The 20,608-nt window shown below is 50.2% G+C and carries 17 protein-coding genes; 9 read left to right on the top strand and 8 right to left on the bottom strand.

Going from position 1 to position 20,608, the window contains the following annotated elements:
• Nucleotides 1-237: 237 nt before the first annotated feature.
• The 9 genes from HR45_RS15335 to HR45_RS15295 all read left to right on the top strand — a co-directional run bounded on the left by HR45_RS15335 (nt 238) and on the right by HR45_RS15295 (nt 13,189).
• Nucleotides 238-2,508: a TonB-dependent receptor gene (locus HR45_RS15335; RefSeq protein ID WP_037444659.1), complete on the top strand. Its 2,271-nt coding sequence runs from the start codon at nt 238-240 to the stop codon at nt 2,506-2,508.
• Nucleotides 2,509-2,570: 62 nt separating this feature from the next.
• Nucleotides 2,571-4,247 carry a M61 metallopeptidase family protein gene (locus HR45_RS15330; RefSeq protein ID WP_037444657.1) on the top strand — a complete coding sequence of 559 codons (1,677 nt, stop codon included), beginning with the start codon at nt 2,571-2,573 and terminating at the stop codon, nt 4,245-4,247.
• Complete coding sequence (locus HR45_RS15325; protein ID WP_037444655.1) at nt 4,235-5,707, top strand: S10 family serine carboxypeptidase-like protein; 1,473 nt, start codon at nt 4,235-4,237, stop codon at nt 5,705-5,707. The genes HR45_RS15330 and HR45_RS15325 overlap by 13 nt, the downstream gene beginning before the upstream one ends.
• Complete coding sequence (locus tag HR45_RS15320; protein WP_052074787.1) at nt 5,704-7,728, top strand: amidohydrolase family protein; 2,025 nt, start codon at nt 5,704-5,706, stop codon at nt 7,726-7,728. The genes HR45_RS15325 and HR45_RS15320 overlap by 4 nt, the downstream gene beginning before the upstream one ends.
• Before the next feature lie 95 nt (nt 7,729-7,823).
• The gene (locus HR45_RS15315) at nt 7,824-8,306 is read left to right on the top strand and encodes a RidA family protein (RefSeq protein WP_037444653.1); all 483 of its coding nucleotides are present in this window, start codon (nt 7,824-7,826) and stop codon (nt 8,304-8,306) included.
• 25 nt (nt 8,307-8,331) lie between these two features.
• Entirely contained in the window at nt 8,332-9,612 is a 1,281-nt protein-coding gene (locus HR45_RS15310; protein WP_052074786.1) for an aminotransferase class V-fold PLP-dependent enzyme, read from the top strand.
• Nucleotides 9,609-10,040, top strand: coding sequence for a RidA family protein (locus HR45_RS15305; RefSeq protein WP_037444651.1), 432 nt, complete (start codon nt 9,609-9,611; stop codon nt 10,038-10,040). Before HR45_RS15310 ends, HR45_RS15305 begins: the two co-directional genes overlap by 4 nt.
• Complete coding sequence (locus tag HR45_RS15300) at nt 10,037-11,725, top strand: M61 metallopeptidase family protein (protein ID WP_037444649.1); 1,689 nt, start codon at nt 10,037-10,039, stop codon at nt 11,723-11,725. The genes HR45_RS15305 and HR45_RS15300 overlap by 4 nt, the downstream gene beginning before the upstream one ends.
• Before the next feature lie 6 nt (nt 11,726-11,731).
• Nucleotides 11,732-13,189 (top strand): S10 family peptidase, encoded by a 1,458-nt coding sequence (locus tag HR45_RS15295; protein WP_081933503.1) that lies wholly within the window; start codon nt 11,732-11,734, stop codon nt 13,187-13,189.
• Between the two features lie 77 nt (nt 13,190-13,266).
• Here HR45_RS15295 and HR45_RS15290 read toward each other — a convergent pair whose 3' ends face one another.
• The 8 genes from HR45_RS15290 to HR45_RS15255 form a co-directional block, all read right to left on the bottom strand.
• Complete coding sequence (locus HR45_RS15290) at nt 13,267-14,187, bottom strand: S-layer homology domain-containing protein (protein ID WP_037444646.1); 921 nt, start codon at nt 14,185-14,187, stop codon at nt 13,267-13,269.
• Nucleotides 14,188-14,328: 141 nt separating this feature from the next.
• Nucleotides 14,329-14,886, bottom strand: a complete 558-nt coding sequence (locus HR45_RS15285) for a GNAT family N-acetyltransferase (RefSeq protein ID WP_037444643.1) — start codon at nt 14,884-14,886, stop codon at nt 14,329-14,331.
• 130 nt (nt 14,887-15,016) lie between these two features.
• Complete coding sequence (locus tag HR45_RS15280; protein ID WP_037444639.1) at nt 15,017-15,277, bottom strand: hypothetical protein; 261 nt, start codon at nt 15,275-15,277, stop codon at nt 15,017-15,019.
• A 189-nt stretch (nt 15,278-15,466) separates the two neighbouring features.
• Nucleotides 15,467-16,123 (bottom strand): CoA transferase subunit B, encoded by a 657-nt coding sequence (locus HR45_RS15275; RefSeq protein ID WP_037444637.1) that lies wholly within the window; start codon nt 16,121-16,123, stop codon nt 15,467-15,469.
• A 47-nt stretch (nt 16,124-16,170) separates the two neighbouring features.
• A complete protein-coding gene (locus tag HR45_RS15270; RefSeq protein WP_037444635.1) occupies nt 16,171-16,875 on the bottom strand; it encodes a CoA transferase subunit A in 705 nt (234 codons plus the stop codon).
• Nucleotides 16,876-16,891: 16 nt separating this feature from the next.
• Entirely contained in the window at nt 16,892-17,782 is an 891-nt protein-coding gene (locus HR45_RS15265; RefSeq protein ID WP_037444633.1) for a hydroxymethylglutaryl-CoA lyase, read from the bottom strand.
• Complete coding sequence (locus HR45_RS15260; protein ID WP_037444630.1) at nt 17,782-19,800, bottom strand: acetyl/propionyl/methylcrotonyl-CoA carboxylase subunit alpha; 2,019 nt, start codon at nt 19,798-19,800, stop codon at nt 17,782-17,784. Before HR45_RS15260 ends, HR45_RS15265 begins: the two co-directional genes overlap by 1 nt.
• Complete coding sequence (locus tag HR45_RS15255) at nt 19,793-20,602, bottom strand: enoyl-CoA hydratase-related protein (RefSeq protein WP_037444628.1); 810 nt, start codon at nt 20,600-20,602, stop codon at nt 19,793-19,795. The genes HR45_RS15260 and HR45_RS15255 overlap by 8 nt, the downstream gene beginning before the upstream one ends.
• Nucleotides 20,603-20,608: the final 6 nt, after the last annotated feature.

Raw genomic sequence — 20,608 nt, 5'->3', positions numbered from 1 at the left:
ATAAACGAAATGTGTAATTTATATGCTTAGGTTACATTGTTGTGACATGGCCATAGCCTTATAGCAGGCCGTAATCCTGGGGGTGTATTAGGCAAAATGTCAGTGTTATTTATGTAACTATATAAAATAAATAATAAAAATATCGCGATAAAGATGCGGTAGAGCGACAGGGGAAGAGGGCGTTGTGGTGGACTGCCGTCTTTCAATAATTTCAACAAAATGAAGAATGGAATATTAATGATGCAGTCAGTACTTCTACAACCTCGTTTAAGTTCGTTGGCAAAAACGGTCGGTGTTGCGTTAGGCGTTGTCACCTTATTTGCTGGTCAAGCCATGGCGGAAGATGCTTCCCCCGCAGAAAAGAATAAAGCGGAAAAAGAAAATAGCATCGAAAAAATTGTCGTCACCGCGTCTAAGCGTAGCGAGCGTTTACAAGATGTGGCGCTATCAATGGCGGTATTGGATGCGAAAGCGTTAGCGGAGACGGGTAAATCAAAGCTAGCGGATTATTTTGCTGAAATCCCAGGCTTAAGTTACGTCTCAAGTGCTATGAGTAGCACCATTGTGATGCGTGGTGTAGGGACTGACGCCGGTATTGGTACTCGTCCAACTTCTGGCGTTACTATCGATGATGTACCTTATGGCTCAGCGACGAATACTGGGGTTATTCCAGATCTTGATCCATCAGATATTCAGCAGATTGAAGTGTTGCGTGGACCGCAGGGTACGCTATACGGCGCTAGCAGTATGGGCGGTCTGGTGAAATATGTTTCTGTGGATCCAAATGCAAGTTATGCAACCGGACACTTTGAATTAGGCGGTGCATCAGCGGCGCATGGCAGTACCGGTCATAGCATACGCGCATCAGGTAATCTTCCTGTCACTGACGATTTTGCAATCCGCATGAGTGGCTTTAAACGTGAAGATCCTGCTTACTTAACTAACACGCGTGACGGTTCAGATAACAGCATTGAAAGCGATGGTGGTCGTATTGCCATGATTTGGCATATGACTGACGATTGGACGTTCCGCAGTTCGGCAATGTTCCAAAATACGTCGCAAGACAATACCGCGTATGCAGATGTTACCTCAGAACTGGAACCTATCTATGGCCAATATGAACACTCTCGCGGTGTAGATACCGATTCCTTTGCCGGACAAACCCGCTTTTATACCGCAAAATTAACCGGTGATTTGGGCTGGGGCACGTTTGATTCTATCACTGGCTATACCGAACACCGAGCGGCAGCGAAGCAAGATGTGGGCTACACCTCTATCGGTAACTTTGCACCAATGTTCGCCAATATGTTCGGCTTGGGTTATCAAGAAGCTGGCGCGTTTATCGATAACCGCTATGACGAAGATAAAATCAGTCAGGAATTCCGTTTATCGTCTAAAGATGATGTGCGTTTCCAGTGGCAGGTTGGCTTGTTTTACACCAAAGAGAGTGTCGATAGCACGCAGACCTTCTACCTGTCAGATAATGCCAGTGGTGACTATTTTGCCGATGTTCCGTTGCTGACGTCACTCGGTGATGACAGTTACAAAGAAAGTGCAATCTTTGTTAATACCACCTACAAGATTACCGACCAGTGGGATGTCACTGTTGGTGGCCGTTTTGCTAAAAACAAAATTGAAGGCACTGGCTACGGCGGTGGCATGTTGACCGATGAGTCGACCACCACTGATAGTTACAGCGATGATGTATTTACTTATCTGTTGGCAACCCGCTATCACTTTAACGAAGACATGATGCTGTTTGGGCGTATTTCGTCTGGTTATCGCGCTGGTGGTGGTAACAGCACCATCGTGGAAGGCATTCCTGAAAGCTATGATTCAGACTCTTTGGTGAGCTATGAAGTCGGCTTTAAAGGCGGTTTCTTCGAGAACGCACTTAACTTAAATGCGACGGCTTACTATATCGATTGGTCAGATCTGCAGATCAGCCAAGTTGATTTGACCTACGGTTCCAGCTACACCACCAACGCAGGTAAAGCTGCTAGTCAGGGGCTGGAGTTGGGAATGGGTTATACCTTCCTTGAGGATTGGCAGTTTAATGTTAACTATGCCTTTACCGATGCTTCGTTGGCCGAAGATATTCCTGGTTATGTCGAAGGCTCGACCGCCTATGGTAAAGACGGCGATCGCATGCCATTCTCCGCTAAAAACTCAGGCACAGTCTCGTTACAACACAGCTTTGACTTAGGCAATGGTTCGCAATTGTCTATTGGCGGCAACGTCACCTACATGGGCGATCGCTATATGCAATTTACCCAGTCTGCCGACATCTCACGTATCCACCTGCCAAGTTACACCACTGTGGGACTTAGCTCGACTCTGAAAAGCGGTGATTGGTCACTGACGGTTTATGCAAATAACCTGTTTGACGAAGTGGGCTATATCAGTGCTAACCGCCGTGGTACCGCAACCGCAGCGACTGATGTGAACTATGGTGCGGTGGTGATTCAACCACAAACCATCGGCTTGACGCTCGCCTGGGATCTTTAATCTTCCTTAGCTATTCGCCCGGCAATGCTGCCGGGCATCTTTTTTTGAATAAGGGAGTGCTAATGAAAAGTTATCATCATCCGCTTGGGATGTTATTGCTGTCGGTTGCAGGCACAACGGTTGCAGCTGAACAGCCGAGTATCCATTTACAGTTAACCCCGATATTGCAAGGCGGGCAGGTGGTTGCTGTCGATGTGAAAGAGACCATTGAAAGTGATAAGCCGCTACCTCAGTTGGTGATTTCGAAAACCTTGGGGCCGTTACAGCATATTGTTGAGCGTATTTCGCAGTTGCAGGTGAGTGATAGCCAAGGGCAACTGAGCTTACACCAAGGTATTGCGACCTTGCCTGATGCTTTGGGCCAAACCCCTTACGCTTGGCAAACTAACCGAGATACGACTGGCATTGTGACCGTTAGCTACCGAGCCGCGGTGTCGACAGAGACAACGCCTGGACCGACTTGGGAACTCAGAACTGAGGCCAAAGGTATGAGCGCCGCCGGTAATACGTTCTTGGTTTTACCTGAATCTCAAGCGACATACAAAGTGTCTGCAGCATGGGATTTATCTGCGCTAGGCGATGACGCAACGAGTATTAACAGTCTGCCCGTAACCCGTGAAGCAACGCCAGCACGTATTGCCGCAACCTATTTTATGGCGGGAGATTTAGCGCGCCTCAATGGTTCTGGCGTCAGTAGCCCGTTTCGCGCAGCCTCTACGGCCGCGCCAAATAAATTTGCGACCGCGACATTGCTTGAGTGGGCACATAACGCCTATCAAAAATACTCTGACTTTTTGGGTTTCTCAGAATTACCGCCGTTTACGGTACTTTTTCGCAGTAACCCCATGATTTCGAAAAGTGGTACCGAACTACCAGATGCTTTGATGGTGGCGGCTAATAACGATATTGAACTGAGCGAAATGCAGCAGATCCTTTCTCACGAAATGGTGCACGTCTATCTGCATAGTTTGGAAGGCGCGAGCTGGTTTCAAGAGGGACTAGCGGTGATGTACGAAAACCGCGCGCCATTCGCGCTCGGGTTTACGTCTTCAGATACTTATCTAAAAGCCGTGAATAATACGCTGCTGACTTATTACAGTAACGTTCGTAAGGACATGGACATGCAAGCAGCAACCGCCGCGTTTTGGACGGATGCGCGTGCACGTCTGCAACCTTACTATCGCGGTGCGATGTACTTCATCGTCACCGATTCGCGTATTCGTAAGGCCTCGAATGGCGAACACAATCTTGACCAACTGCTGGTGGATTTTCTGGCGCGTTCCCGCGAAGGTAAATCTGTGGCAGCTCAAGATTGGGTGGCCCTCGTACGTCAATACATCGGCGCCGATGCGGATAAAGATTATGCCGCGATGCAGTCTGGCGGATTCTTGGTACCTGAAGATGACGCGTTTGGTCGCTGTTTTACTCGTGAAAAAGTCTCAATGCCATTATTTGATTTGGGATTTGAAATCAGCAGTTTGATGCAAGTTCCGCGCGTTATCCACGGTTTGCAACCCAACTCACCAGCGGCCAAAGCAGGCTTAAAAGAAGGCGATAAGGTGCTGAAATCTGTTGGCTTAGATGAACAGCAATCGAAGCCCTCTTCACCACTGACACTGCTAGTTGAACGCAACGGTAAGCCAACCAGTATCTCTTTTGTGCCGACCGGCGCGTTAACGGAAGGTTATCAGTGGCAGAAAAAGAACGGAACCGCGGGAGAGACTGAATGTCGTCGTTAAGATTTTTACCTTGTTTAGCGTGGCCCTCGGCCCTAGCCGTTGCGGCGTTTTCGCTGCTGAGTATGTCTGCAGTGGCGCAAGAAGCCCCTGCACTGTGGAACAGCCAATGCGGTGAATCCCACAGTTTTAAACAGGTCAGCTATCGCGGTTGTCTGGAAACCTTAGCGTTGGAAAGCGGTGAACATGGCACCACTATGGATGCCATCAGCTACACCGTTAAATCGACAACATCCCGTCCGGTCATGTTTCTGTTCAATGGTGGCCCGGGCTCATCTTCCTCAATGCTACATTTCGATGGCTTAGGCCCTAAGCAAAAGCTGAAGGGGACAGACGGCAAGGATACCTTTGTCGATAATCCACTCTCATTATTAGATCAAGTTGATCTGGTGTTTATCGATCCGCCGGGAACTGGATTGACTCAAGCCCCTGAAAGTGAAGCTTCGCGCTTAACGTTTTGGACCTCTGAAGGGGATGCCAACGCATTTGCGCAGTTTGTGCATCGTTGGTTGGCTGAGCATGAGCGCCGCGATGCGCGTATTTTCTTAGCTGGTGAAAGCTACGGTGGTTATCGTCTGGCATTGATGACTAAGCAACTGACCGAACTCAACGTGGGTGGCTTGCTGTTTATCTCGCCGTTGCTCGACGGCAGTGATACCTCAGAAGCCAAAGGCAATGTATTGAGCTATGTGTTCAATCTGCCGAGCATGGCCATTGCCGCAGCGCATTATCATCGTGGTAACTTGCAGAATAAATCGTTGCAGCAGATCTATCAGCAGGTATCAGCATATAGCTATCAAGTTTATGCCCCAGCGTTAATGCAAGGGGCGGCATTAGCCAAAAATACCCAGCAAAAAATCGCGCAAGAGCTGGCGGCGATGTTGGGGATCACGGCCAAAGACCTGTTAGATAAATCACTGAAACTGGGCGTGGAAGACTATCGCAATATGTTGCTGGCAAGCGATGGGAATGTGTTCGGTCGCTTGGATTCGCGTGTTGCAGCGCCCTTGCCGCCGCCAAGAAAGGACAAGGTCTCGGCGCTTGATGATCCAGCGCTGGGGTTAAAAGGTGGTTTAGAAATTAAAGTGCCGCTTTATACCGAGTATCTACAACAGCTTACCGGTATAAGCAATGATGCGCCTTATAAGGCACTCAATCTGAATATTAACTATCACTGGCAGTTTGCGCCTCATCGCGAAGGCTTTGATGGTGAAACGTTTTACTTTAATCCAACCGCTAACCTAGCTGACTTTGTGAAACAACAGCCAGAGACAAAACTGTTGGTGCTTTCTGGTTACTACGACTTAGCGGTACCAACAGCTGCGGTAGAGTTTGCACTCAACCAAGCTGCTATTCCTGCAAAAAATCTGACACTCGCGGTACTGAAAACCGGCCATTCGGTCTTTGCCGATAAGGCATCACGACCTGAGTTGGATAAGCTGCTGAAGGAGTTCATCAAATGAGGCTCAACACTCTAGGTTTGGTGGTTATCGCTGCCTGCGGCTATTACGCACATACGGCGATGGCGCAGCTTGAACAGTTCAGCGTTATTGCTAATGGTGAAAATGTTGGATATATCACAGCGGATACCGAGCAGGGCCACAGCTATGTGACCTACTATGTGGATAACAATGGCCGCGGCCCGAAGCACAAGGCACGGTTGTCGGTTAACGCGCAAGGCATTCCGCAGCAACTAAGCATCAAAGGTACGTCATTGATGGGCGGTGAGGTGGCTGAAAGCTTTAGCTGGCAGCAGCAAGCGGTGAAATGGACAAGCCAAGCGGATACTGGAGAACTGCACGTCAGCAGTCCGGCACTGTATATTGCCAACGACGGCGATCCTTGGTTATTGGGCCGTTACGCCAGCGCTATCTTGCAATCGGGCCAGCAGCAGTTGCCGACACTCCCGGCAGGCAATGCCTATCTCACCAAACTACGTAGCGTGACCTTAGGAGAAGGCCAGCAGCAAATTGCGCTACAGGCTTACATGTTGTCAGGATTGTCATTATCGCCTTCTCTGCTGTTACTTGATGAACAGCAGCAGCTGTTTGCCGTGTTTAGTGCTCAAGAAGTCAATGTGCGCAAAGGCTATGAGGCAGAAGCTACCACGCTGCAACAGCTTGCCAGCACGCTGGAGAGTGAACGAATGCGACAACTGCAACAGCAGTTAGCACATCGCTTTACGGCTGGGTGGCGCTTGGACAATGTGCATCTGTTCTCGCCCGAAACCGGTACGCGAAGCGATTTAGTGTCGATTACGGTCAGCAACGGCAAAATTGCCGCTATTACGCCAATGGCACAAACGGCTAAGGTCGGTGGTGAACTGGCGGTATATGATGGCGAAGGTGGCACGGTTATCCCTGGGCTACACGATATGCATTCCCACAGCACGTTGTCGTCTGGGTTATGGTATCTGGCCGCCGGTGTCACCAACACCCGCGACATGGGCAACGACAACCAATTCTTGCTAGATCTTATCCCGCAGATTGATGCAGGTGAGTTGGCCGGGCCGCGTATCACTCGCAACGGTTTCCTCGAAGGACGCAGTCCATATTCGGCCCGCGATGGTTTTGTGGTGAACTCACAAGCCGAAGCGTTAGCTAAGGTGCGCTGGTATAAAGAACACGGCTATTGGCAGATTAAAATCTATAACTCGATGAATCCTGAGTGGGTGCCCGCGATTGCAAAAGAAGCTCATCGTCTGGGGATGAGTGTGACGGGGCATATTCCTGCCTTTACTGATGCCGATCATATGATTGCTGCGGGTTATAACGAAATCACTCACATCAACCAATTGATGTTGGGCTGGTTGTTAACCCCTGATGAGGATACCCGCACGCCACTGCGACTGACCGCGATGACGCGTGCCGCGACGTTGGACCTCAGCAGTGCCAAGGTGCAACACACATTAAAGCTGATGCAACAGGGGAATATTGGCATTGATCCTACCGCCGTCATTCTTGAACGCTTGATGCTAAGTCGTGCTGGTGAGATTGCTGCCGGTGATCAAGCCTATCTGTCGCACATGCCAATCGGTTATCAGCGCTATCGCCAACGCAGTTTTGTCACTCTTACACCTGAGCTGGACAACGCCTATCGCGCTGCCTTTGACAAGATTTTGGCTGTGCTCAAATTGATGCATGACGACCATATTCGCATCTTCCCCGGCACGGACGATACCACAGGTTTTACCTTACTGCGTGAGTTGGAGCTGTACGTAAAAGCGGGGATTTCACCAGCGGAGGTGCTGTCGCTAGCGACATTAGGCTGTGCTCAGTATTTAGGCAATGACGATCGTTTGGGCAGTGTTGCTATCGGCAAGCAAGCAGACTTCGTATTGTTGGCTGATGATCCGCTTAAGGATATCAGTGCTGTGCGCACGACGCGCTTAGTGGCCAAAGACCAACAGTTCTACTTCCCGAGTGAAATCTATCAAGCATTAGGCGTAACACCATTTAGCCAACCACCTAAAAAACAACAATAAATAAAGGTTCCGCTGCTGGCGGAACCAAGGTCGTAGGCTGCTGAGTTAGTTTACTCACTTTGTCGACAGCCGGGCCAGACAACAGAGGAATAGTTATGGATGCAATTGAACAGAAATTGAGTGAGTTGGGCTTGGTATTACCGCCGCCTTTGGTTCCACCTGATGGCGTGGTGCTGCCTTTTAGCATGGTGCGGGTATTGGGGAATCGCGCCTTGATTTCCGGCCATGGCCCGCAAAATCGAGATGGTTCACTCGGGTTCTTTGGCAAAGTTGGTGATGACGTTTCGACAGAGACAGCCTATCAAGCGGCGCAAGCGACAGCCTTGTCGATTTTGGCCAGTTTAAAACGCGAACTTGGCAGCCTAGAGCGGATCTCCCGTTGGGGACGCTTCTTTGGCATGGTGGCGTCACACCCGGGCTTTCAACAACAACCGACAGTAATTAACGGGTTTTCCGATTTGATTATTGAACTCTATGGTCAAGAGCGCGGACAGCATAGCCGAACCGCGGTGGGAATGGCGGAGTTACCATTCGGCATATGTGTCGAGATCGAAGGTGAAGTAGAGTTGCTTGATTAAGCTCGTCGGACCAAAGGAACTGAATATGAAACATGATATGGCTGAAAACTCAGTAGACCTGCAACGTCGCAGTCTGATGGGGAAAATGGCAGCAGTGCCGCTAACGCTAGGGGTTGCCAGCGCTTTTTCTAGTGCGCCTATTCGCGCAGCAACGAGTAAACGGATTAATGCCGGCCTAAATAACAGTCGTGCCGACTTTGAGTTTGAAGGCAGTTATCTCAACGGTGCTTACATGCACCCTGTATCAACTGGTGCTGCCGATGCTATCAAACAGTATTTGGATGCGCGTTTGATGAATCCCGGGCAACGTCAGGTCAATATGAGTGGTGACCGTGATACTGCGATGAAACTGTTTGGCAAATTATTTAACGCAGACGCCGACGAGTTAGCATGGGTGCCCAGCACTACGGTGGCGGAAAACCTTGTTATTGACGGGCTAGGACTGCATCAACAAGGCAGTGTGGTTACGGATGTTTATCATTTCAGCGGTTCGCTGTTTATGTACAACGAATTTGCTAAACAAGGGCTGAAATACGCCATTGTCGAAGCGCGCGACCAGCGCATTCATGTGGAAGATATTGCCAACGCGATCAAACCCGATACGCGCCTAATCGCGCTGACTTTAGTATCTAACGTGGGCGGCTTTGAGCATGATCTTAAAGCAGTGTGCGATATGGCCCATGCTAAAGGCGTGATGGTGTATGCCGACATTATCCAAGCCGCTGGCAACACCCCAATAGATCTGCATGCCAGTGGTGTCGACTTTGCGGCATGCTCCACTTATAAGTGGCTGATGGGTGACTTTGGCATTGGCATTATGTACGCGCGCCGCGACAGTCAAGCTGCGCTGAAGCGCAGTCAAATTGGTTTTCGTCAAGAAGGTAAAGTGACGACCCATTACATGCCATTTGATCCGCCCGGCTATCCGCTGATTGAAACGCAAGCAACAACTGGATTGGCAGGCATTGTCGGTGTCGGGACGCTTGGAAACGGCGCAGTATCGGCTTTAGCCTACTCGTTAGCCTATCTAGACCAGCTTGGCCTCGACAATATCAAAGCGTGGCGTCAGCCGTTACTACAACAACTGCAACAAGAGATGCCAAAGCTCGGCTATCTGCCAATGACTCCGCAAGATTCTACGTCAGCGATCGTGTCGTTTGCGTTTAAAGATGGCGCAAAAGCAATCTATGACAAACTGCAAAAAGCTGGCGTGAGTGTCACTGTCTATCGCCATTACTTAAGGATTGCGCCGTCGTTCTATAACACTGCTGCAGATGTTGAGCGTTTGTTGGGAGCGTTAAGATGAAGTCTTTACTGAGTATGATGCTGCTGGCGTTCAGCTGTTCCGCGCTGGCTCAAGCCCCGACGTTCTATTCGCTTAAAGGTGCTCCATTTTCAAAAGCGGTGCAGGCGGGCGATACCTTATATCTATCAGGCATGATTGGTGGACGTCCAGACGGCACCATTCCTACAGAGTTTAACCGCCAAGTGACGCAGTTGATGGATAACTTAAAAGCCCGCGCTGAACAGTTGCATTTCAACATGGATGACATCGTTAAATGTACCGTGATGATTGCTGACATGAGTAAGTGGCAAGATTTCAACCGCATCTATGTGCGCTATTTTTCCGCTGACAAATTACCAGCCCGCAGCGCTTTCGGCGTTAATGGCTTAGCCATGGGCGCCGTTGCTGAAATGGAATGTATTGTGTATCAGCCGCAGGAGGCCAAATGAAGTTGAAATCTGTATTGGGCACGGCGCTGATGGCGGGCTTTACCCTGCAAGTGATGGCTGCTGATGCGCCGCCAAGTTTAGCGTTAACCATTACCCCCTCCATGAACGAGCATACAGTCGCTGATGTTGCGATTAGTCTGACGCAGCAAGCACCTGATGTCGCGGCAGGGGAGTCGTTGCTGACTATGCCAATTGAATTAGTTTCGACGCCCACTGCGGCATATTCAGCAACTGACATTATTGCCCGTGATGCTAAAGGGATTTTAGCGATTAGCAGTGAAGAGCTACCCGCAGATCCCAGTGGCCAGTACCGCCGCTATTATGCTAGCCGAGCGACAGTCGGTGACGTAACTTACGAATATCACACCGCCCCTAGAGCGGCGGATGCCAGTACTCGCAATGGCCCCTTGTTTGATCTGCGTGCGCAGCAACAAGGTATGATGGGGGCAGGGGTGTATTTTCTGGCATTACCTGCTGATCATCAGCCCTATAGCGTAACGCTTAGTTGGGATCTGTCGCATATGCCTAAAGGCAGCCGTGGCGTATGGAGTTACGGCGAGGGTGAGCAGCATACGGTGATGCCCGCTGAAGCGCTGCGCTTTTCTTATTACAGCGCGGGGATGCTCACGCAGTGGCCGAGTGACGATAGTGACTTTTCTATGTATTGGCTCGACAAACCGCCATTTGATATGAGCCAGTTGGCGCCGCAAACTGAGAAGTTTTACCGTTATATGGCCAACTTTTTCGGTGATAAACGCGATTACCGAGTGTTTGCCCGCTCCAATCCCTATCCCGCAGGAGGCGGTACGGGGTTGGCGCATTCCTTTATGTTTGGTTACGGCAGTGAAGGGCAAACCATCGCCGAAGGTGTGCAATTGCTGCTGGCCCACGAAATGGCACATACCTGGCCAAGATTAAACTCAGACGAGCCCCATGCTGAAACCGCTTGGTATACCGAAGGGACTGCTGAGTATTATGCCATTTTGAACTCACTGCGAGCGGGGATCGCCAGCCCTGATGAGTGGTTACGGCAGATCAATCTGCGGGCTTCTGCCTATTACGCGAATCCTTACGTAAAAATGACCAATCACGAGGCCGGAGAGCTATTCTGGAAAGATGCGCGCGCTCAAAAGGTACCTTATGGTCGCGGCTTTATGTATCTGTTTGAACTCAATCAGCAATTGTTGCAAGCCTCAGACGGAAAACGTCGTTTGGACGATTTAGTGTTGGAGGTGTATCAGCGTCAGCAACAGGGTGAAATCATCGGTAATCTTGAGTGGCAGCAAATCCTCAAACGTGAGTTGGGTGAGAAAGCGGTCAGCTCTTTTACGGCGATGACGCAAGGTGCACTACAAGTCCCGTCAGCCAACGCTTTTGGTTGCCTCGAAGCTAAAGCCACACAATATCGTCCGTTTGATTTGGGCTTTGATGAGATGCGCCTTGGTGAAGTGTTCAAATTGCGTGAAGACAGTGAGGCCGCTAAAGCCGGGCTGCTTAATGGCGATAAAATTCTGCATCTGACGCCACTGACTGAGCTAAAAGCGGATGGCAGTAAAAAGATGGCAATTACCGTATCTCGTGGACAACAAACACTCTCTTTCAGCTTCTTACCACGTGGGCCATTAGTGGCAGGTTGGCAATGGCAGTTTAATGCTCAAGGGCCGGCAGCGTGCCATTTTGAGTAAAGGACTATGATGAAATTTTCGATTAAAACAGCGCTGTTTGGCGTACTCATTACGACCTCTGCAACGGCGTTTTCAGCGTCTGCAGCAAAGTTTTCTGTGCCTGTGATTAAGCAGCATCAGGGAACGTTTGCCGGGCACTCTGTGCATTATCAATCCGTGGTGGAGTCGTTTTCACTGTCACCTCTTGTAAATAATCCAGTGGAATTGGTCAGCACCAGTTATCTGGTCGGTAATGATGCGCAGCGGCCGGTGTTGTTTGCGTTTAATGGTGGTCCTATCTCACCATCGGTGTACCTGCATATGCTGGCGCTGGGGCCTAAGCGATTGGCTGTTCCCGATGATCTTAACGCAGACCCTGCCAGTTTTGCCGTGGTGGACAATCACTACACGCCACTCGATGTGGCTGATATTGTGTTTTACGATCCGGGAAACACTGGCTTTAGCAAGATTGAGCAGGCAGATAATGCAGCGCAGTACTATGGCAACGTGAGTGATGCCAAAGCGTTTGTGGCCTTTGTTCATGCTTGGCTGCAGCGTCATCAGCGTGAATCGTCACCGATTTATATTCTGGGAGAAAGCTACGGCACTATGCGTACCGCAGCAGCGGTACAGCAACTGAGCGAGGAAACGTCGGCGCTTAACTTACGTGGCGTCTATCTGTTCGGTCAGGCACTGAATATTGTTGAAACCGCGCAACGTCCAGCCAATATCATGACGTATGTGGTCTCGCTGAAGACCTTGGCGGCGCTGGGCTGGTATCACGATAAAGTTGCAAAAAATGGTCGTAGTTTGCCGCAGTTTCTTGAGCAAGTAGGTAAGTTCGCAGAAGGTGAATATTTGCACGTTCTGTTAGCCGGTAATCGTGCTTCTGCGGCTGAACGCCAACAGGTAGCTGACAAGCTGGCCGCTTACACAGGTGTGAGTGCCGCAGTTCATCTGGCACATAATCTACGTTTGACTAAAAACCAATTCCGCTTGGAGTTACTCAAACAGCAGCAGTTAGTATTAGGTGGGTCGGACGGACGTTATACCGCTAAAGCACCAAAGCAGGGACAGTTGGTTGATGGTGCCGGGGTGGTTTATCCGCCGTTATCTGAGGCGTTTAAACAATATGCCGCAAATGAACTCGGTGTAGTAAATGCGGATAGCTATCAGGTGTCTTCTCCGGTTAGCTCGCTTGCACAGTGGGATTGGGGGTCAAAAGCGGGGCCTTTCGGTAATTGGCCTTACGCCAATGGCATTACTGCTGGGTTTAAAGCGTTTCCCAAGCTGCAACTGATTGTTGGCGTGGGTTATTACGATACCCAAACCACCACAGGCGCGACCGAGTATTTGCTTAATCAGGAACCATGGCCAGCGTCTCAAGTGCAGCTGAAATATTATCCGGGCGGGCACATGGCCTATACCGTTGAGGCGAATCTAAAAGCCTTCACTGACGACCTGCGGCAGTGGTTACAGCAGTAAGTGTGTAGGATGTGAAAGACGTACCTAAAAAAGAGCTGCCAACGCAGCTCTTTTTTACTATCGATTCGCTAACGAAATTAACGCCGTGGTGGCATCCCCATTCCTGAAGGAGCTTGTTTGCCGCTGTGTTGCGCCATTTGTTGCTGCTCTCGTGCGAACTCATCACGAAAGACGAGGCGGTACAGAGTCGGAATTATCTCAGTTCGAGTGACCAAAGCCTGCGGATTAAAATTGCCGTTATAGTCACTGCTCATCCATTTTTCATCGAGCATGACTTCCACGGCCTGTGAATAGCCGAGGGTGATGTTTTCGGCATCCCCAATCTGTTCCAGCGCGTTACTGTCGTTGTCAGCGGCAAGGCCAGTTAACAATTCACTGCGATAGATCCACGCGGCGATTTGCTCCCGGCTAATGGAAACATCGGCGTAAAATGAAAAGGTATCTTTGAAAATCTTCGCCGCTCGGCCATGACGCGCCGCATCCGCGTAAAAGGCATCGGCGTTGACATCATCATATTGCGCACCATCGGCACGATAATGGTAATAGTTATAAAGCATTGCGGCTAAATCGCCTCTGCTGAGGCTCTGTTGCGGCTGAAACTCACTAGCAAAACCGGCAAACACGCCGCGTTCATAGAGGCGGTCAATCGCAGCATTCACTGCGGCAGTTTGTTGGTCTAAATCAGTAAAGTAACGTGAGCTTCTTTCCATTGGCAGATGTAATGCCAGCAGATCGTTTTGTTGAATATCGCAGTTCCCTTGCTGGCCTCGGCCCATTCTATCAGAGCCACCCGGACCACCTCCAGGCCCGCCCATACCTCCTGGGCCTCCCATATCACCGCCAGGTCCGCCACCATGTCCGCCGGGGCCACCCATGTGACCGCCTTTGCCACCGCAGGCTGATTTGTGTCCGCCCGAGCTGCAGGCGGTCGGTAACGTGATGATAACAGCGGCGGTAAGCACTGCCGCTGTGAGTCTGAAAATTCGATTGCTTGGCATTAAGTCATCCTGTTATGGGGAGCAGAACAGAGGTTATCGCCAGTTTGACGACGCTAAGGATGACTATATCGTGCGGCCAATATCGCCGCTGTAATGAAGTGTTGTGGCTGTGTATAGCTTATTCAGTAAGGATTTACATTGTTAATTTGAAAGGGCTTGCCACTCATGTTTTAGAAGGCCGTAGCTACACATGTTGCGGCGTACGCCGTTAACTACGAAATATTGTCGCAGCGTACCTTCAAGGGTAAACCCCAGACGTTGTGCCATCGTAATACTGGCCTTGTTATCGTCATTGCAGCAGATCACCACTTTATCCATCGCCAGCGTGGTAAACAGATGCTCTATCAGCAGCTTACAGGCGAGCGTCATAATACCTTTGCCATGCCATTCACGCCCCAGCATATAGCCGATTTCAGCCCAGCGTGCTTGCGGTTCTATTTCGCGCACGAGCAGATAGCCGGCAATTTGTTGTTCGTGCCACAAGGTATAAAACAGGGCTTCGCCACATTGTTGTTTAGCGAGATTGGCATTGAGTAACGCTGCCACCTGTTCGAGTGAATGAGTGCGGCTAACAAATGGAATGGTGTCTTCGTAGATAGCGCGGTTCTGCTCGATATGCTCAAAGAACGCTGCGGCATCTTGAATATGCAACGCTTTGAGTTGTAGTGGGCCAATCATCATGCCAGTGCTTAGCGCCATTGCTTGACTCCGTGATCAGGGAACAGGAATATTCATTACTCCAAGGGTTATACGTGATAACCGCTGCTGAGCCAAGTAAGCAATGCGTGGGCTGGTGCGAGTCGTGAAGTGTCAATAAGTGATACGCCTGCTAGAGGCCAGATAACCTCAATAAGTCCCAGCAACCTAGCAATATCAAACAACAGCCAACAACACAGCCAAGCGGCAGTAATAGCTTCTGTGCTAGGCAAAAGGTGCGATCAAAACCAAAGTAGTTGACCCAAAGCTTGGCTTTTGGACTACGTTGCAAATAACAACGCAGCTGCGTTTCATTGAGCAGATGGCTGAGGTTACGTACTAAAAACAAGCCGCCAGCTGCGAGGCAAAGCAGTGAGCTAAGATAAGTGTCCATATGGTGCGATTACTGTTCGGAATTGATCAAATATGGCTGCATTAGCTTGTTATTTAAGCAGCAGCAAAAACGAATCGGACACCTTAGGTGACTTGACCATGATGTGAAAGCATAAGTGTCGAAAACTGTGATTCGCTTAATAGAACACTGATGACTAATAAATGGTTAACATTATGTTTTTAAACATAATTAAACTTTTATCTCTGGAACGTGTCTAGGGCAGATAAGTTTACCCGCGGTTTTTTGCTGAATTTCTTCCACTGAGACTCCGGGCGCCCGTTCTAGCAGATGAAATGCACCATCTTCGATTTTCAGTAATGCGAGATCGGTCAGTACGCGTTGAATACAACGATAGCCGGTTAGTGGCAACTGACATTGCGGCAATAATTTGGAGTTTCCGGCTTTATCGGCATGCATCATAGTAACGATGATATTGTGTGCCCCGGCGACTAAATCCATGGCGCCGCCCATGCCTTTAACTAATTTGCCGGGGATCATCCACGAGGCAATTGAGCCTTCAACATCGACTTCAAATGCACCGAGTACCGTTAAGTCGACATGTCCGCCGCGGATCATGGCAAAGCTGTCGGCACTGGAGAAAAACGCTGCGCCATCAACCGCTGTTACTGTTTGCTTGCCAGCGTTAATCAGATCGGCATCCACTTCTGCTTCGGTGGGAAATTCGCCCATTCCCAACAGGCCGTTTTCCGACTGCAACATCACGTCTATATCGGCTGGAATATAGTTGGCAACTAAGGTCGGAATGCCGATCCCCAAATTGACATAATCGCCATCATGTAATTCTTGAGCCACCCGCTTGGCCATCTGTTCTCGCGTTAATGCCATATCAAACTCCTATCTCGCTGGTGAAAAGTGAGCGGTGGGATTAGGTTTCAGCTGAGTGTTTTTAGCGTGCGTTTTTCGATTCGTTTCTCAAAACTGCCGACGATCAGGCGATCAACATAGATGCCGGGAGTATGGATCTGATTTGGGTCTAGCTCACCGGGTTCAACAAGTTCTTCCACTTCAACCACGGTGATTTGCCCGGCTGTCGCCATTACCGGGTTAAAGTTGGCCGCCGTATGGCGATAAATAAGATTGCCCATGGTATCGGCTTTCCAAGCCTTGATTAGCGCAAAATCGGCGTATAGCGCAGGTTCAAGCACATAGTGGCGGCCATTAAATTCGCGGGTTTCTTTGCCGTCCGCGACTGGCGTGCCAAAGCCTGTGGCGGTATAAAATGCCGGAATGCCAGCACCAGCTGCGCGAATCTTTTCTGCCAAAGAGCCTTGCGGTGTCAAAATGACCTCCAACTCGCCGCTCAGCATCTGCTGTTCAAATAGGGCGTTTTCGCCAACATAAGACGCAATCATGGTGCGGATCTGTTTGTGCTGCAGTAACAGTCCAAGGCCAAAATCATCGACGCCAGCGTTGTTGGAGATGGCGGTTAATCCGGTGACTTGCATGCGCACCATCTCCGCAATTAACCCTTCAGGTATGCCACATAAACCGAAGCCGCCGACCATAATAGTCATGTCGTTTTGCAATCCGGCCAGCGCTTGTTGATAGTTAGTGACCACTTTGTTTAAACCGCCCATGTTGCCTCCATTGAGCTCAATTCATCAGTGCTTGGCTGACTTTGCTGCTACTACGCTTGCCGAGTTGCTGGCAGATTTTATGACCGACATTAGCCAGTTGTTGCAGGTCTACACCGGTTTCGATCCCTAAGCCATGCAACATGTACAACAGATCCTCGGTGGCGAGATTGCCGGAGGCCCCGCGAGCGTATGGGCAGCCTCCAAGTCCAGCGACTGCACTATCAATCGTGCTGATGCCACTGTCGAGGCATGCCAGAATATTCGCCAGCGCTTGGCCATAGGTATCGTGAAAATGCAGAGCTAACTGCTGCGGGGCGATACGCTGACTCACCGCATCGAGCATCTGCCGCGCGTTTTGCGGCGTGCCAACTCCAATGGTGTCACCAAGCGAGACTTGATAGGCGCCCATGTCGATTAGGGCTTGGCTGACCGCCGCCACTTGCTCAATATTAATGGCGCCTTCGTATGGACAACCAAGCACACAAGAGACATAGGCGCGCACTTTGATGTTAGCCGCTTTTGCTGCAACAAAAATGGTGTCGAAGCGACGGAGTGATTCTGCGATGCTGCAGTTGATATTGCGTTGGCAAAAACTTTCGGAGGCAGCAGTGAACACTGCGACTTCATTAACGTGCGCGGCAATCGCTTGTTCAAAGCCGCTCAGGTTAGGTGTGAGTGCCGAGTAGGTGACATTTTGCTGTCGCTCGATTTGCTGCAATACCGCTGTCGAGTCCGCCATCTGCGGCACCCATTTAGGCGATACAAAACTGCCTGCTTCTATCCGTTTTAGACCACAAGCGCTGAGGCCGTTAATGAGTTGTACCTTAGCCTCAAGGCCTAACTGCGCTTCATTTTGCAGTCCATCGCGCGGGCCCACTTCGTAAATGCTGATCTGCTTTGGATACATTAGCGGCTATCCTCCAGCGGCGTTTCTTGCTCATCGCTAGCAGTGGCACTTTCGCTAAAATGCAGTAGTCGTTCACCTTCGCTAACCAGTGCTCCCGGTGTAAAACAAAACGCTTCTACACAGCCAGCGGTTGGTGCGCTGAGTTGATACTCCATCTTCATCGCTTCCATCACCAATAAGCCTTGGCCAGCAGTCACGGTTTCACCGGGGGCGACTAGATGCGCCACGATGGTGCCATTCATTGGTGCGTCAAAACTGTGTTGTTCCGTTTGACTATGACGAATTGCAGGCGCGGCCGTAATGAACTCAAAGGTGTGTCCTTGATAGCTAAGATAGAGCTGCTGCTCATGCCAAGTTAACCGGCAAGACATCCATGCACCATTAACGCTGGCGCGTAGTTCATTTGTGTGGTGATCTAATTCGCCACTCACAGAATATGGCTGTTCATCAATGATGAGCGAGTAGTTACCACTACGGTCTTGTTGCACTGTGAGATAGCCATATAGATCGCTGGCATCACTGGGCGCGAGGTAAAGATTCCAAGTGGGTTTGGCGTTAATTCTGAATCCGGCAAGTGGTGTTGCTGCACTTTTTTGCGGTTGAAGAATACACGCTAACGCCGCCAGCGCGAGCAATGGCTGCTTCGCTGGATATTTGAGTAACTCGGTTGCATGTTGCTCAATAAAGTGGGTACTAAAGTGAGTACCTGCAAACTCAGAATGCCCCGCTAACGCGGTGAGAAAGGCGATGTTGTGTTTAACCCCGGCAATTTGATATTGCGTAAGCGCTCGTTGTAGATGGGCCAAAGCACTGTTGCGGTCTTGCTGGTGGACAATTAATTTGGCGATCATTGGATCGTAATAGGGACTGATTTCATCACCCGCTTGCACACCTGAGTCGATGCGCAATTCGTCGGACGTGAGTGGCGTTTTTAGAGCAAGCAAAGGTCCTGATGCCGGCAGAAATTGATGCTGCGGATCTTCGGCATAGATTCTGGCTTCTACAGCATGCCCGGTAATGGTAACGTCAGCTTGCGCTATTGGTAGAGTTTGCCCTGCAGCAATATTCAATTGCCACTCAACGAGGTCAACACCAGTAACCATTTCAGTGACCGGGTGCTCGACCTGCAGTCGGGTATTCATCTCCATAAAATAAAACTGTTGTTGGCTATCCAGCAAAAACTCGATAGTACCTGCGCCGACATAATCAATTGCTTGGGCGGCGGCTACCGCTGCTTGCCCCATGGCTTGGCGCGTAGCTGCTGCCAAATAAGGCGCGGGCGCCTCTTCAATCACTTTCTGATGGCGCCGCTGTAGCGAGCAGTCTCGGTCACCCAAATAGATACAGTGGCCGTGTTGATCGGCAAATATTTGCACTTCAATATGGCGTGGCTGCTCGATATATTTTTCCAGCAGCATGCTGTCATCGCCAAATGCAGCCTTAGCTTCGCGTTTGGCCGCCTCAAGTTGATTTGCAAACTCCTGCTGATTATTAACGACTCGCATGCCTTTACCACCGCCGCCAAAGGCTGCTTTGATTAGCATGGGAAAGCCGATAGCCTGAGCTTGCGCCAGCAGTGTAGTGAGTGTTTGCTCACTGCCATGATAGCCTGGGATCAGCGGTACGCCAGCGTGCTGCATAATCGTTTTCGCAGCGCTTTTACTGCCCATAGCCGCAATGGCACTGGCCGGCGGGCCGACAAATATTAAGCCCGCTGCTTCACATGCTTCGGCAAATTCGGCGTTCTCTGACAGAAAACCATAACCCGGATGGATCGCATCTGCGCCGCATTGCAATGCGAGCGCGATAATATCCTTTCCGTTGAGATACGCCGCAACGGGCGTGTTTCCACTAACACGATAAGCACTATCTGCTTGTTTTACATGGCAGGCGTTGTGATCTGTGTCTGAATAGATGGCGACAGCGTGAATCGCTAATTTGTGGCAACTGCGGATAATACGGCAAGCGATTTCTCCGCGGTTTGCGATCAATAATTTTTGAATACGGCGCTCAGCCATGCTGTCCCTCCGTTGAACTTGCACCAGAGAGTCGCCAATTAGCGCTGCGCTTTTCAAAAAATGCTTTCATGCCTTCATGCGCTTCGCTGGTACAGCGTGCATCGGCAATTGCGCGCGTGGTTAATATGCGTAACGAGTCATCAAAACTCTTATCTTCGACTTTGGCGAGTAATGCTTTGCACTGTTGTTGAGCTTCAGGGCCGCCTTGTAAAACGGCATCGATAATCGTCGCGGCACTACTGCATAAATCTGATGCGAGTTGATGCACAAGACCAAGCTGTAAAGCGGTGAAGGCATCAATGGTTTCTGCGGTGAGCGCATAACGCCTCGCTTGGCGCATGCCAATACTGCGACACACATAGGGTGAAATGACCGCCGGAATTAGCCCAAGTTTGACTTCGCTCAGGCAAAAGCGGGCAGAGTCCGTCGCCAATGCCACGTCGCAGCAGCAGATAAGGCCGAGGGCGCCGCCATAAGCGGCACCTTGTACCAGCGCAATAGTGGGTTTAGGGAATTCATCCAACACTTGCATGAGTTTCGCCAACCGTGCTGCATCTTCGACGTTGGTGGCGTAATCCATCTCTGCTTGGCGCTGCATCCAGTTGAGATCTGCACCAGCACTGAAGTGTTTGCCCGCGCCTTGCAGTACCAACACTCGACAATCACGCAGGGTGGCTAAGTGCTCTAATGCGTCGATAAGGTCGCTGATCAGCTGTTCGTCAAAAGCATTGGCTGTTTGTGGCCGGTTGAGTGTCAATCGGCAGATCCCGCGAGCATCTGTTTCCATGAGCAAAGATTGCATACTCCC

The sequence above is a fragment of the Shewanella mangrovi genome (assembly GCF_000753795.1).
GTDB classification, from domain to species: Bacteria; Pseudomonadota; Gammaproteobacteria; order Enterobacterales; family Shewanellaceae; genus Shewanella; species Shewanella mangrovi.
The sequence above is the reverse complement of the archived record's forward strand: the minus strand, read 5'-3'. Positions and strand labels throughout refer to the sequence as shown.